13 protein-coding genes and 1 pseudogene are annotated in these 13,101 nt (G+C 56.9%); 6 read left to right on the forward strand and 8 right to left on the reverse strand.

Annotated features, from left to right (window positions below):
- Nucleotides 1-600: LysR substrate-binding domain-containing protein (locus IC66_RS43930; RefSeq protein ID WP_038960164.1), on the forward strand; the 600-nt coding region annotated here is incomplete at its 5' end.
- A 268-nt stretch (nucleotides 601-868) separates the two neighbouring features.
- On the opposite strand, the gene IC66_RS0135420 is transcribed toward IC66_RS43930, so the two are convergent.
- The 3 genes from IC66_RS0135420 to IC66_RS0135425 all read right to left on the reverse strand — a co-directional run bounded on the left by IC66_RS0135420 (nucleotide 869) and on the right by IC66_RS0135425 (nucleotide 2,080).
- Nucleotides 869-1,402, reverse strand: coding sequence for a DUF2285 domain-containing protein (locus IC66_RS0135420; RefSeq protein WP_038950805.1), 534 nt, complete (start codon nucleotides 1,400-1,402; stop codon nucleotides 869-871).
- 46 nt (nucleotides 1,403-1,448) lie between these two features.
- Entirely contained in the window at nucleotides 1,449-1,643 is a 195-nt protein-coding gene (locus IC66_RS48575) for a transcriptional regulator domain-containing protein (RefSeq protein WP_071916574.1), read from the reverse strand.
- A gap of 164 nt (nucleotides 1,644-1,807) precedes the next feature.
- The gene (locus tag IC66_RS0135425; protein ID WP_038950806.1) at nucleotides 1,808-2,080 is read right to left on the reverse strand and encodes a DNA -binding domain-containing protein; all 273 of its coding nucleotides are present in this window, start codon (nucleotides 2,078-2,080) and stop codon (nucleotides 1,808-1,810) included.
- Between the two features lie 617 nt (nucleotides 2,081-2,697).
- Between IC66_RS0135425 and IC66_RS0135430 the strand changes: the two genes are divergently transcribed.
- Entirely contained in the window at nucleotides 2,698-2,979 is a 282-nt protein-coding gene (locus IC66_RS0135430; protein ID WP_028143513.1) for a helix-turn-helix domain-containing protein, read from the forward strand.
- 245 nt (nucleotides 2,980-3,224) lie between these two features.
- Here IC66_RS0135430 and IC66_RS0135435 read toward each other — a convergent pair whose 3' ends face one another.
- From IC66_RS0135435 to IC66_RS0135445, 3 genes are all read right to left on the reverse strand, one after another.
- Nucleotides 3,225-3,548: a hypothetical protein gene (locus IC66_RS0135435; protein WP_157158146.1), complete on the reverse strand. Its 324-nt coding sequence runs from the start codon at nucleotides 3,546-3,548 to the stop codon at nucleotides 3,225-3,227.
- Between the two features lie 361 nt (nucleotides 3,549-3,909).
- Nucleotides 3,910-4,797: a TauD/TfdA dioxygenase family protein gene (locus IC66_RS0135440; protein WP_244429217.1), complete on the reverse strand. Its 888-nt coding sequence runs from the start codon at nucleotides 4,795-4,797 to the stop codon at nucleotides 3,910-3,912.
- Nucleotides 4,798-6,909: 2,112 nt separating this feature from the next.
- Nucleotides 6,910-7,140 carry a hypothetical protein gene (locus tag IC66_RS0135445; protein ID WP_157158147.1) on the reverse strand — a complete coding sequence of 77 codons (231 nt, stop codon included), beginning with the start codon at nucleotides 7,138-7,140 and terminating at the stop codon, nucleotides 6,910-6,912.
- Nucleotides 7,141-7,299: 159 nt separating this feature from the next.
- On the opposite strand from IC66_RS0135445, the gene IC66_RS0135450 reads away from it, so the two are divergent.
- From IC66_RS0135450 to IC66_RS47295, 4 genes are all read left to right on the forward strand, one after another.
- Nucleotides 7,300-7,626, forward strand: coding sequence for a hypothetical protein (locus IC66_RS0135450; protein WP_038950810.1), 327 nt, complete (start codon nucleotides 7,300-7,302; stop codon nucleotides 7,624-7,626).
- A gap of 211 nt (nucleotides 7,627-7,837) precedes the next feature.
- Nucleotides 7,838-11,155: an HD domain-containing protein gene (locus IC66_RS0135455; protein ID WP_038936649.1), complete on the forward strand. Its 3,318-nt coding sequence runs from the start codon at nucleotides 7,838-7,840 to the stop codon at nucleotides 11,153-11,155.
- Between the two features lie 237 nt (nucleotides 11,156-11,392).
- The gene (locus tag IC66_RS47290; RefSeq protein WP_162131354.1) at nucleotides 11,393-11,686 is read left to right on the forward strand and encodes a hypothetical protein; all 294 of its coding nucleotides are present in this window, start codon (nucleotides 11,393-11,395) and stop codon (nucleotides 11,684-11,686) included.
- Between the two features lie 165 nt (nucleotides 11,687-11,851).
- On the forward strand, nucleotides 11,852-12,253 hold the full coding sequence (locus IC66_RS47295; protein ID WP_038950812.1) for a hypothetical protein: 402 nt from the start codon (nucleotides 11,852-11,854) through the stop codon (nucleotides 12,251-12,253).
- Here IC66_RS47295 and IC66_RS0135470 read toward each other — a convergent pair.
- Together IC66_RS0135470 and IC66_RS0135475 are read right to left on the reverse strand one after the other, a co-directional pair.
- Entirely contained in the window at nucleotides 12,250-12,450 is a 201-nt protein-coding gene (locus IC66_RS0135470) for a hypothetical protein (RefSeq protein WP_038950813.1), read from the reverse strand. The two genes, IC66_RS47295 and IC66_RS0135470, sit on opposite strands and share 4 nt — an antisense overlap.
- A pseudogene (locus IC66_RS0135475) lies at nucleotides 12,443-13,088 on the reverse strand (type IV toxin-antitoxin system AbiEi family antitoxin domain-containing protein). The gene IC66_RS0135470 and the pseudogene IC66_RS0135475 overlap by 8 nt, the downstream one beginning before the upstream one ends.
- Between the last annotated feature and the right edge of the window lie 13 nt (nucleotides 13,089-13,101).

Here is a 13,101-nt window from a genome sequence, read left to right on the forward strand (position 1 = left end):
ACATCGCTATCGACTTTTGCTTCCTCGCTTCTGATTCCAAATCTGCAAGCGTTCTCTGCTGAAGCTGGCGGCGTTATCGTGGACGTCATCAGCTCGCTATCGCTGCCTTCATCTTCGGATGACTTCGACATATTGATTACACGTGACCTTTCCGTCATCGAACCCGCCGACAGTTGGGAGATCTACAATGAGGAGCTGGTATGCGTCGGGCCGCCAAACCTGGTCGCGGGCAGAGAGCTCTCGATCGTTCGCTCAATCCCGATACTGAACATCACATCACGACCCGACATCTTGCCAACATGGCTGAGGGCCATGAACCTGTCCTCAAACGACATACGAGCGGGCGCGCGGTACGATCATAATTATCTTGCTCTGCCGGCAGTCATGACAGGAAAATGCCTTCTTGTCGCACCGGAAATCATCGTCAGTGATCTAGTGCGAGGGGGCGCCTTGCAAATCATCCCCGGCTCACGCGCTCCAAGTGGCATGCAATATCGCGCCTTTGCGGTGGATCGCAGCGAGCACCCCGAAATCGCTCGTTCTTTTTGCCGGTGGGTCGCTCGTCTTTGCAAGAGGGCGACGCTAGCGCAGGCTACCTGAAATGCCTCTCGAGGTCTCTTCAATGACTCTGCGGGAGATCGATGTACCGGCCCCATTCACGTCCAGGGCACTCAACTTCAGAGACAATCCGAACAAGACCGCCGGTGTCTTCGTCCGACGAAGATTACGTTTCTTTTGCAGCAGTCCGAAAACAAAGGACGGCGCGAGAGATCGGAACGCAAAGACCTCATCTTATCGCCGATCGAGCGACGCCAGCAAATGAATTGGTTGCACGGAATCGAGGCCATGCCATTTAACGCCCGAGAGCTCATGAACTGTCATCCTTGCCTTTGTCGAGCAATGCGCGGCAGCGAAGGCGCATGAGACGCCGCCCCAGCTTAACAAGCCGAATGGTTCGGCTGCGCAAGTCGTCTGTTTTCCAGCCCCGCTCGCCAATACGATGGCTTCCAAACAGACCTTGCGCGATTTGGCGATAGCTATTTCCTTGCTGCCATCCATCCAGTGCGCGCAGCGCGAGGATAAGCCGACGCCGCTTCAAAGCTGGCAAAGCAAGAGGAGGCGTTCCGAGCGGCCGATGCTCAAGGGCGAGCCAAAATCGACGTGCGGCCTGCAAGCGAAGCTCGAAATTCGCGTCGAGCGGCAGGTCGAGCACGACAGCAGACCCGCTCGCCGGAAGGCTCTTCAGCCAAAGGCGATGCTTCGCGCCTCCGAGCGGCACGATGGCATGCCAGCCATCCGGCGCGCGACCAACCTCGCTGCCAAGCAGATTGGTGAAATCGAGCTGGTAGCTTTTGGGCGCCACGCAATTGGCCGCCCGCATAGGCAGTACGGTCGACAGCACTTCGGGTGCCCAGAAGACTGCTTGCTTGTCGAATGTCTTTTGCGGATCAGCTGGAAAACGAAAGCCCCCACTTCCGTCGCAAGTGGCTCGTTGTTGCGCTGGATCGTTGGCGGCGAGACAACCGCCTATAATCCTCTTGGTAATCGGGATCCCGGCGCAGCCACTCCCAGGCCACGTCGGCAGCTTCTGCCTTCTTGAGGTCGCTGTATGCTTCCTCAGATCTCCAGTCAGTACCCGGCATCGCACCATTTCCCCGCAGGCTTTCACACGAGGCGAAATGCAGCTGAAGATTGTGGCCGTTTCCGGTTATGTGCTTACGCGTGCGAGCCTCGCACGCACTTAATCGATGGAATAATCGTCTTTTGCGATTGCGAGGAATTCCCTCGATGCTGGGATCGGCCGTGTTTACTGCTTTGGCCAACCGCCACGCAGCAGATCACGATAGCCATGGCCTGCTAGCCACTTGGCCCGCGTCAGATGACTTTCGAACGTGCGTCGCGTACGATCGGGTTCAACGGTCGGCTCAAGCCCAAGCACAATGCGCGCGATTTCGCGCCAATCTGCCTTGTCAGCGTCGGCATCGAGAAGTCGCATGTAGGTGACAGCGTGCTCCTTGTCATATGACGTGAGCTCGTGCGCGCTGGGCGCCAATTCTGCGATCTTCGGGTCGGCCGGCACTGACTGAAACTCCTACCGAACTGAAAAATCTATCGAATTCCGTGCAACGATAACCAATTTGGGGGCGTAGTGGTACCGCCCGAATCGTCGCAGCGCCAAACTCATTTCGCACCAAGACCGCGATCGCATATCGGCTCACAATGACCTGGTGGCTCCATCCTGCGCATTTCCTCTTTCATCGCAGTACATACCGGAACTGATCGGAGATTTGCCTTGTAACTAGGCTGTTCTTGCTCTTTCATGCCGGGAGGGTGCCCGTGGTGACCGGCCCGCGCGCACTGGTGAAATGCCCTGGCCAGACCCAGCGCCTGGAGAAAATTCGTTTCCCTTTTCGAGCTCCAGTTCGACGATTGTCCTATCTGGTCGCGGTGCCCGGAAAACGCCGCAATACCTCTGAGCCGCCATTACTGCTCTCCGGCGAGAAGCGGGCTATCGCACCGCGAGAACGCTTGTGATGATCGACGACATTGACAAGGGTTACGGCGTCTGCGTCTCACCGTTGACCTGCCTCCTTGAAGCAATTGGGCGAGGGCAGCCAACTGCTTAGGCGTGAGCTTATCGTAATACTCTGGCTATAACCAGTGGTTTCATAATCGTCGGAATGGCTGCCTTTGCGCATGAACGCTCGTGCGCTTGTGGCCTGGAATGTGCGCCGGATCCGCGTAGAGCGCGGCATTCCGCAAGAGCAATTGGCCTATGATGCCGGGATCGACCGCTCGTATATGGGGCGCATTGAGCAGAAGAAAGAGAACCCGACCATTGATCTCCTGGATCGTATCGCCGCGACCTTGCGTATTCACTTGTCCGAATTGTTCGCTGAGCCGGCGAAGGGCGCGGTGCCACCCAAGCCGATGTCCAGAGGACGCAAGCCGGCACGCCCGTGTCGGAACAGGACGTAATTATGGAGAGAGCTATGTTTGTAGCTAACCACGGGAGCGAAACGAGCCGGAGCGGCGCCCGTGCTCCCTTCGAATCTGTGGCGGCCGAATCCGATCTCCTGCTCCATCGGATGTTGCGCCAGCACGATTCGGCTTAAAGAGCGGCCCGTAAAAAGCCGCGCATCTTCGGTGATCCTCACAGGCCAGAAGAACGAAGAGGCCGCCTGCCTCATCGCAGATGCCGGCGCGCCTACTATTCGTGCCGCCTACAGCCCCGATCTCAAGCCGATCGGGATGAATTCGCCAAGCCAAAGAACTGTTGCGGCGAGCCCCCGAACCGTCGACGCCTCCGGGATCTCGTGGGACGCACACTGAACATGTTCAGTCCTGAAGAATGCGCCAACTAGTCCGTCATTGCGGATAGAAACCGCTTTGATCGCGACCGGCTCCAGCGAACCGCCCAGCATGCCTAAGGTATGCGACAAGCGCGCCCACGCCTTTCTGTCCGAACAAACACGCGACCCCGCCTCCTCATAAGCGAGCGTGAGCGCCATCCCCAATTGCGAAGGACACTCTTGAAAGGCCTTCATCGATGATCAGGACCCTGGTGTGCCCGGGCCCACATTCATGAGTTATTTCCGCAGTGCGCGAGGCCGCTTTTAAGTTGAATAGCGCCTCGACCATCGCCGAGCTCGATCCGCTCCAGCTTTTCAATGCCGGGCCCCGATAGCCAAGAGCCGGCTCGCATTCTACCCGGCTCTCACCCGAGAATGACACCGCCTGCTCGCGCTTCTCAGCAATTCTTATGGACAAGAAAAGACGCAGGTTGCCGGCGCCGGTTAGCCGGTCCTGGAGGGATAAGCTCGAAGGCCCGGCTCCACTCGACATCGCAGAGCCACAACTTAGCCTTGAACCGCCAGCGTCTTACCAAAACCCACCGTGCCGACACTGCTAGGCAGCCTCAGCGGCCCGTGATTTCAGCCTCCTCATGTGCGGTACGCCGGCGTCAATCGCAAGCTGGTCCATGGCCAAATGTGGACTGCCAATTTTGTTCACGGGGTACGCCTCGGTCGCGCGATTGTCCCAGATTGCGACGTCGCCTGATTTCCAGTTCCAGCACAGGGTGTTCTGCGGCGCGGTGAGATAGGATTGCAGCAGTCCGAACAGTCTTTGGCTCGGATAGCGCTGCAGGCCGACAAAGTTCTGCACAGAACGACCGAGCGAGAGCATGCGTTCGCCGGTCTCGGGATGAACACGAACGATCGGATGTGTCGCTTCGTAGATCGTTCCGGTGGATACGTCGTCCAATGCCCTCTTGTCGGCTTCGGTGGCCCCCTCCGCCGCAGTGTGATCGAATGCGGCGCAGCGCACAGCCCAAAGGTTATCGGCGAGCATCCGCAGGGGATCGGGAAGATCAAGATAAGCGGCCGCCGTGTTCGACCAAGCGATGTCCCCGCTAAAACGCGGGACCGCTGCCTCCCGCAGCACTGAAATTGTTGGGCGGCGGGCACTGACGACGTCGTCATCGGTCATCTGGTCGACTTGACTGCAGGCGCGATCAGGGAGCGTCTTCCGGTTTGTTAGGTCTCCCCTTGCGTCCAGCATTGTGGGATTCGGTATCAGCGAGCCGAGCCGGAGCACCAAACGCTGTTGCTGGGCATCATCGAGATGTCTCTGATCACGGAAGAGGATGACCTTACGCTCTAGCAGCAGCCGGTTAATGGCTATGATGACCTCGTCAGACAAATCGTCCGACAGCGTAATGTTCTTGATTTCGACACCAAGCCGGTCCGCATGTTCGACGATGTCTGCACGCGGGATGACGTTATCAATGATCATTGTGCCACTCATGACGGTGCCTCTCTCTGTGAATGTCTAAACAAAGCTCCGCGATTTGTGGTGACGCGTGGCAACGAACGCGACAAGGCCGTCTTGATGACACGCATCCGAATTGTCTGACCGGTGACCACACCGCAAAATTCGCCGACTGATTCATACAGACCACCATCATCTTAGGATCTGACTCCCTCTGCGGTGCGGGCACAGCCAGTGCGGTTCGAATCAACTCGCGTATAACGCGAACAGATCGATCTGCAGCCTGATCAACAGTACAAATTATAGAGCCCGTCTATGTCCAGTCCATGAAACGAAACCAGCTTTCTTTTCGATCTCGAGTAACGTTCGCCTCGTCTGCGAACTCGTTCTTGGAAAATCCTCGAACAACGATTGCATCGTCACCGCATGCGACTGGCATGGCCTCATCCGCACGACAAGAATCGAACTCGTTAGCGGCCTGCGCTCGCGAAGTGGATGTGACAGGACGCCTCGCTTCGGTAAGCTGACTCTATCTTAAGCTGTACATTATATCTACAGCTACCTGCACGATCTGCAATCACTTCCTCGCGACTTGGAGTTGTCCAATGCGGATCGTCTTTCGTCGGCTGATTTATTGTGTTGTTCTTCTTGCCGAGCAGGAAAGCCGCGCAAAGTTCGAAGGCTGCAACTCCCATTGCAGCTAAACAACGGACTCAATCCCTCGATTTGCGAAATCTGCGCTCGTCGCCGAATGCAGGTCTTCAGGGCTGTGACCTACGTTCTTGGCTCTGTCCGGAGGCGTAAATTTTCCTTACGGAGCCCGGCTTGTTTTAGCGCAGTTGACCGCACAAAATAGAGACAGAGCGCGGCCCCCGCAGGAATCAGGAATACCGTGCGCCCCCGAGACAATGCAGCGACTTCGCGCTCTCACATTGCTAGCCGCAAATTCTGGCAGGCTATTTTCGCCTCCTATTGGCAGCACGAGGCTGAAGGCAGCGTCCGATCTAAGATCATGGGCCAGGATCCATCTTCCTGAGATCGCCCTGTTCCTTGCCTAATAACCTTAAGGCGTGTGAACATGATCACACACGCACCAAAAGTGCGGGATTTCAGAGAAGACGATGAAAGAATGCACCTTCTGCGCAACAACGCGCCCACGCGACCGAGCCATCATGCAAGATGCGCATCGCCGCAACAAAGATCCTTTTCAAAAACCTGAGATAGCGGGCGGCCCGCAACAAATTGACGAGAGATCCCCTATCGGGTACCGCGTTGAAAATTGAGAACGTAACCTACCTCCATCCGCAACCTTGCGCACTTTTTCTTCACTCATTCGCTTAGAGCGCAATAAAGCCGTGCCCGCAGCTCGCTTTGCGACTCACGCGAGCTCGCCGAACTGCAACCTGCTTATCCAGCCACTGGCGACATGTGATCTCGGCTCCTCTCGTTCGTGGCGGCGACATCAGCACACCAGCAGTGCCAGATGTCGGATATGTCTCGGCAACTGCGCGACTGAACGTTCGAGACTGTTCTTGACGTGCCGGTCGTAGGCTGCCGAGTCGTCGATCCAGCTCTCCTGCGAAACGAGATTGCGGCCGGACGAAGTCGGCTGGCCTCAGCGCACGATAGAGTCGATTCGCCCGATGCCGGGGACCACATCGCCCCGTGCTGCGATTCGGAATCCCACCGGGCCCTTCGAGCACAGCCGTTCCGCCGCGAACTTCGAGGACTGCCCCACCCAGACTAGTCGTCGGCCCTGTTTCGGGGACCGACAGGAGCAGCCCCGCAGGCTGGACCGAGCCCGTCACAGAGATGTCCGCCTCGACAGCCTAGGAAGCGTTCGAAGCTTCAGCCGAATGCGCCCCACTCGACGCTTTGGCTGGAGGCTTCGGAGCGAGGCTCGCGCTGACTGTGAAGGGTTGACCTAAAGCAGGCGGGATTTGCGAGCCTGATGCTGATGCTATCTTTCGCGCCTTACCCCTAACTTTGTGTCCGGCATGCGGCGCGAATCCGTGTCTACCTGAGCAATTGGGCTCAGGGACTGAACGGTTAGATCTGTGAGTCCAAGAATTGGCAGCAGGCAGGCGATCGGATCAACGTCCTTGAACACCGGCCTTTTTCGCTCTTAGGCACCGGCTAATTGCGCCATGTCTGCTTCGTAAGCCTATCGAACCACATCTCTGCGACATAGCGAGCGTTCGGTACGGCCCGAAATTGCGTATACTGATGGTAGTTGTCTTGGAGCCAAGTCCAGAACGTGCCGAAGCTGTAGTGATGCAGGCCATCGGGCGGCCACGGCTCCTTTGCCTGCTCCACCCACTTATCAACCAAGTGCGAAATGGCCGCTTCCGCTTCACCCTTCTTCACGGTTACCTTCCTAAGGTCTGGTTGGTTTCTCACTCCACGCCCGCGCCCTGTCCACTTCCTTCAGCGTCGGCATGCTTTCCGGTCGATCGCGATGTGACAACTCCTCACCCCGGCCCACCGGCCCTGAAAGGCGATCCCACACCATCAGGCGCCGAGCAGTTGCTCAAATTCGTGGACACATCACAAACCATCATGCAGGATCTTCTCGCCCGTCCAATCGAGAGAATACCGTTAAGCTCGCACAGTCCGTTGATGAGCGCCAGTGCGCCTCGGATAGCCGACGAGCTTCGGGCGCGACGCGCCGAGCTTTCCATGATGAAGTCAGCGGAGGCTACCTCGCTGGTGACCGAAATCGAGGACGCCCTCGCCTCCCCATTGCCCAGCAAGGGACAAGAACTCGTCGAGCGCGCAGACCTGCTCATCGAGGAAGAATTCAAGGCGATGGCGGCCGAGGAGCGCAGGCGTGCGGTGCTCCTGTCCAGGTGAGATTGGATGATGTGCTGTGCGGCGGTCTTCCTAACCCTATGGAGTTGCGCCAATCTTCGAAAGACGGCTGCGTCGTTCCAGTTGATTGAATCAATCAACACACGTAAGCTCTCAAGCTGCAAATAGTCATCGCCAATAGTTTTCAATGCTCATAGCCGAGGTGGCGCCTTCAATCGGCGATCCCTGCCCAATTTCCCGTCGAGACCTTTTCATGACTTCACCAGAAGCCCTAGACGTACTGATTCTAATCGCCCTGACGGAAGAAGCAGAGACGTTTCACGATTTGCCGTTTCATAACCTGAAAGAGGCGCCTCGACTGGGCATTTTTCCGTATCACTCCTTTGAATACGAAGACGCGAACGGCACCTCCCGGCGTGGCGCGTTGGTGAGCGTGGGCGAAATCGGCCTGCGAATCCGGGATGCGGCGCTTCGCTTTTCGGAGAAATTCTCACCCAAGCTGGTGTTGAACGTCGGCATTTCGGGCCGAATAAAGGACGCTCGGGTTGGTGACGTCGTCGTCCCCACTCACATCAATGTCATTGATTACCGAGCGGCTGCGCAGGACGACGAAAAGAATGGGTATGAAATACTTCCCGGCGGCAAACCGGCTCCCGTGAGCATCAGTGCCGGATACGTCGTAAATTCTGTCCCATTCAAGAAGAAGAACAAGCTTCCCAGCATTGACAATTTCGCCAAACGAATGGGTTACACCCTCACCCCAAATGAGCGACGGAAGCTGAAAGAATGGGAGGGCGTCAAGGACCTCGCCAAGACGCCGACCGTGGTGAGCGGGCCTTTTGCAGTCAGCAATCTGCTGATCAAATCAGCGCGCTTCAAAGAACACGTATTGAAGAACGCGGATCGCAACTATGTTGCCGCCGATATGGAAAGCGGGCTTATTGCGGATGGGCTACTTACATTGACACCGGCGCCGCCATTTTATGCAGTCAGAGCTATCAGTGACCCGGCCACAACACAGAAGCCGGAATACGATGCGATCGGCAACGGACTTATCCGCCGCTGGGCGATGTCGAATGCACTGGATACGGTCAAATTACTCATCGCTGAGCCTAGTCTCTTTGGAGACGAGCGAAAGCTGAGCGGAGTTAGTGGCGTCCCGGAAGACTACAGTCCAGAGTATCCAGGACAACGAATACTAGGCGCCCCCTCCACTTCAGATTTCGACGATCGTTTTTCGAATATGCGCATTACCGTCTCGAAAAGAGATCATGGTGAGACCGTTCTTCCAATTCGGTTTTCGAAGCTCTTGAGCGAAATATTGGAAAAGCCCAGAGCCGGGTCGTTCCTGGTCCAGGGGCGCGGCGGCGGCGGAAAGACGGCACTCCTGCGAGCCCTCCAGCTTTCAGTTAATGATGCGCACGAAGCACCCAAAACAGTGTTCCTCGACGCCCGCAAAATAATCAAGGAAGCCGGATCGGCCGATGCCGTTTCGGTTCTTCGAAGACGTGTCGATCGGGATGCTCCCGGCCTGATCGACACGAAGGACAACGTTATCGTTTTTCTGGATGGGTTGATCGGAACGGACAGCGAGCGCCCGATCATCGAGGCGCTTTCCCAGCTGCTCGCGCGCAACGAGCCAACGCTGGTGCTCGCGTTCGGAATTGATCATTATGAACTCCAAGCGGACTCAAATGATTACCCTCCGACGCCTTACCTTCACAACAGAAAGCACGACCGTACGGTCGACTTGAAAGCGATCTCAGTAAACGATGACGCTTTAGCAACGGCGGTTATTGGCGGTATCGTCCGAACGAGCGGAACGAGCACGAGCGAGTCACCCGAGGCGATCATTGCTGCGCTTCGAACGCTCGGGTTTCTTTATCTCAATCATTTCGTGGTATCCATATATCTACACAATGCCGGGAAGATGGCGTTCGAAGGCAAGAACAGCTCGGCCTTTGTGATCCAATCGATGCAAAACCTCTACGGCGACCTCTACGGCCGCTTCACGAGCCGGCAGTTCAATCTGCTTTGCGTAGCAGCTCTGCGGTCTTACTGCCGGATCCTGGTGAAAAGTGCCGGATCTCCAGAGCTTGCGACCGCGCATGACCGATACGAGAGCGACTTCGCGCTTTTTCCACGCATTGTCCAAACCGCACTGATCGCCAAGGCTGTCGTCTATATCCTCGGTGAATTCAACAATCCCAAGAGTAGCAGCGCGATCTTCAAGTCTACGGGTATTAACGAGGAGCTTTTTCTATCATTGGTGTTTGGCAACGACGTCAACAGCGCTGTCAAGGATCTCATGGCCGACCAGCGCGTCGAGGACGCAGTGCTCTCCGCAGCGCACAAGATCTCGGACACCCTTGAGCCCGCTTCACTTTCCTATGCTTTGTATCTTTTCGGACGTGCGCGCTCCGAACGGGGCAGGCTTCGGGCCGAAAAAGCTTTCGACACAGCCGCTCAAGTGTTGCTGGATCCAGGCACAATATCGCCGAGCGAACAGACCAAATTCTGGCGGCTCGCAAGACGCTCGCTCTATATCAGCCGCTCGCTAAATGGCGACAAGAAAGCAACCGACTCTTACATCGCCGCCGTCATCAGCGATCCCTATGAAGATCGCTTGAACCGGAGCTTTCATCTCGAATACTACCGTGATCACAATGCCACAGGCGTCACAGTGGCGCTCGACCATGAAGACAGAGGAGGTAATTGGCGTCGTACTCGCCAGTTGCTTGGACGACGGATAGAGGCCGCGATAAGCAGCGGAACGACGGGCGAATACGATCGAATCTGCATTCTGACGTATTTTTCGCTGGTTCGGTATCGTCATGAACTCGCGAAATTATCAACAGAACAACGCGAACAAGAGGCGGGTCTCATAAAGAGGCTCATGGCCAGCAACGTGACGTTGGGCCCAGAGCTTTCAGCCTTTCTAATCATGGTTGAACACGCACTTTCGCGCGAACTCTACTCAAGCCTTGATGCGGTGGTTGAGCTATTTGCCACGAAAGCAATACCGCGGATCGGGTGGGTTGATCGCCAGATGACGGCCGAAAAGCAGGTCGTGGAAAGTGTCGCTTCGCATGCCTATGGTGCGATGCTTCTCGTCGACCTTCTGAGCGAACGACTGACGCCGAAACTCGATCCAAAAGAAACAACCCAGATCATCCGAATCCTTCTGTATCACGATATCGCAGAGGCCTACATCGGCGACTACCGCCCTACCGACGGCGAGACGAAGTCAAAGGAGATACCAACGATGCATCGCATCGCCGCGCTAGCTACCTATCAGCATTTACCTGGCCTAGCCGCCTCGTTCAGTCACTTTCAAAGGTTTGAGACAGGGGCCGATCGGTGCGCGAGCTTGGCTCGCGATTTTGACAAGTTGGACGCCGTTTTCCAGGCGCTAGTCTATGCCAACCATTTTCCAACGCTCGATAATCGACGACAGTTCGTCACTGGCAATAAGGAGCGGATCTCAGATCCAGTCCTTCGCGAGATCGCGGATGAGATCTGGCGCCGCATTGAAAAAATGCCATTGAAGTCCACAACCGCCGCCTCCTGATGAACCTTGCATGATCCAACGACATCGCTGTGCCCTTCGAACCCAGGAAGAGGGACTAGCTGCGGCCGGCCAACACCTCTCGCGGATCCGACACCTGATCGCTCCGGCTCCCTTTTTCAGTCCGATTGGCTGCAGAACGCGTGAACTCGTTCGATAACGCCCGCGACGTCATCCAGGCCAAGCAAGTTCTTTACCTAATTCAACTCAACGTTTAGCTGGAGTATTGGGGGCTGATACATGCATTGCGATAAAGTCTTTTCGCTATTGCTAGCATTTTCACTTGCGGCCTGCGGAACTCAACTGCCTGACTTGACCAGCCAGCAGGCACTTCCTCGGGACCGATTGATCGGCGCAATACACTGCGAACTCGCCGACGCCAGCCGGGAACAGCTTTTTCACAGGACCGATCGCCGTTTCCTGATCGACTGGGAAGCTGCTTACACAATTACACTCAAAGGCAACGAGACCGGCACACTCGCAGCAGATGCCAACAAAATTCCGATTCCCTTCGATAGGGTCGATTCAGCCTGAACGTCTCCGACATCGATTTTCGTGCTGCCCCTTGCGCCGATACTTATGCAACTGGAACTCATCCTTTTCTGCGCGGCAACATCGGCTTTGGTCAATGGCTGAACGAGGCGCTCGATACGAGCATCTCGGATGGCTTGATCGCAAACCGTCCGGACCGCCTCACCAGTGTCGGCATTTGTCGTGCTCGCGACGGCCGGCGTTAATCCGGCGTTCACGATCGCCCCACGGCCGATAACGATTAACCCGTCTGTCGGCGTGTCGCGGGAGGAAGACAACAGTGTCGACGTCGTGCTGGCCAAGAAGTCGTCCGGGGGTAGCGGTACCACGACTGTTTCAAAGGTGAAAACGCCCGATCAGGTGAGGAAGGTCGAACAGTACAGAAGGGAAAATGAGAACGCCCGAGAGACGATCGCTCAGGCGGATGCCTATTTCGATACGGCGGACGGCCGTCGGCTCGCGCAGCTTCAGGCACAGATAGAAGGCAAGGAAGCAGCGATCACCAGTCTCGGTGTTGCTTTACCGAGCGGGCTGGCGGCACCCAATAATCTGGAGGTGCCGAACGACTAGCCGCTCCGCTGGCGGAGAAGCAGCATCGCGCCCTTAAGGACGAAGCGGTTACGGTAATCCGTCGAGCCAAGGCGATATAGCAGCCGTTCAAGCGCATAGCGGGTAAGGAGAAGGTCGAACGGCTGGTTACGCTCCTTGGAAAGCGTGAGCAGCCGCGCACGAACCGAGGCCGCGACATTCTTGGGTGGGTTAGCCATTGGCGATCATCGCGTCCATATAAGGCTGCATGGCCTTCCAGACCCCGGCCTTGCGCGCGAAATCCGCTATCTCCGAAGGCTTCGCCTTGCGGGTTCGCAGGGCCTCACGCATGCCTTCGAGCGCGAGGTCGAGGCCGGTACTATGACGATAGCGTGTCCCGGCGCTGCGTCGGTAGCGAAAAACATCGACGACGGTCTTGGCGGGGCTGAAGATCTTCACCGCGCAACCTTCGATCGTATGCGTCTCGACACCCTCCTGAAGGCGTTCCGAGCTGAAGCGAACGAACTGCATGGGCGGATTGGTTGGACGGGGCTGGCGGTCTTTGGGACCGATGGCGAGCCAGACCATCGAAGATAATGGTGTCGGTCAGCTCATGGAAGGCGAGGGCGGAGGTTAGCGCGACGACCCCTTTGGGCACGCGCTTGGCGGCTTCTGCGAGGGAATGATGCGTGTCGATGGGCGCATCGGGCAGTTGGTAGAGGCCGCGTCCGAGCTGGACAACGAGGCCCTTTTCCTTCATGCGGGCGATAGTCGCGGCGGTGACGCCAGCCGTGGCAAGCTCGGAGGGTCGCGCGATGCCGCGCGCCTTGAGGAGTTCGATGGCACGGTCCTGTTGTGTCGAAATTGACTTGGCCACGGCTTTGATCTTA

Origin of the sequence: Bradyrhizobium genomosp. III (genome assembly GCF_000261705.1) — a bacterium.
Taxonomy (GTDB): Bacteria; Pseudomonadota; Alphaproteobacteria; order Rhizobiales; family Xanthobacteraceae; genus Bradyrhizobium; species Bradyrhizobium ottawaense.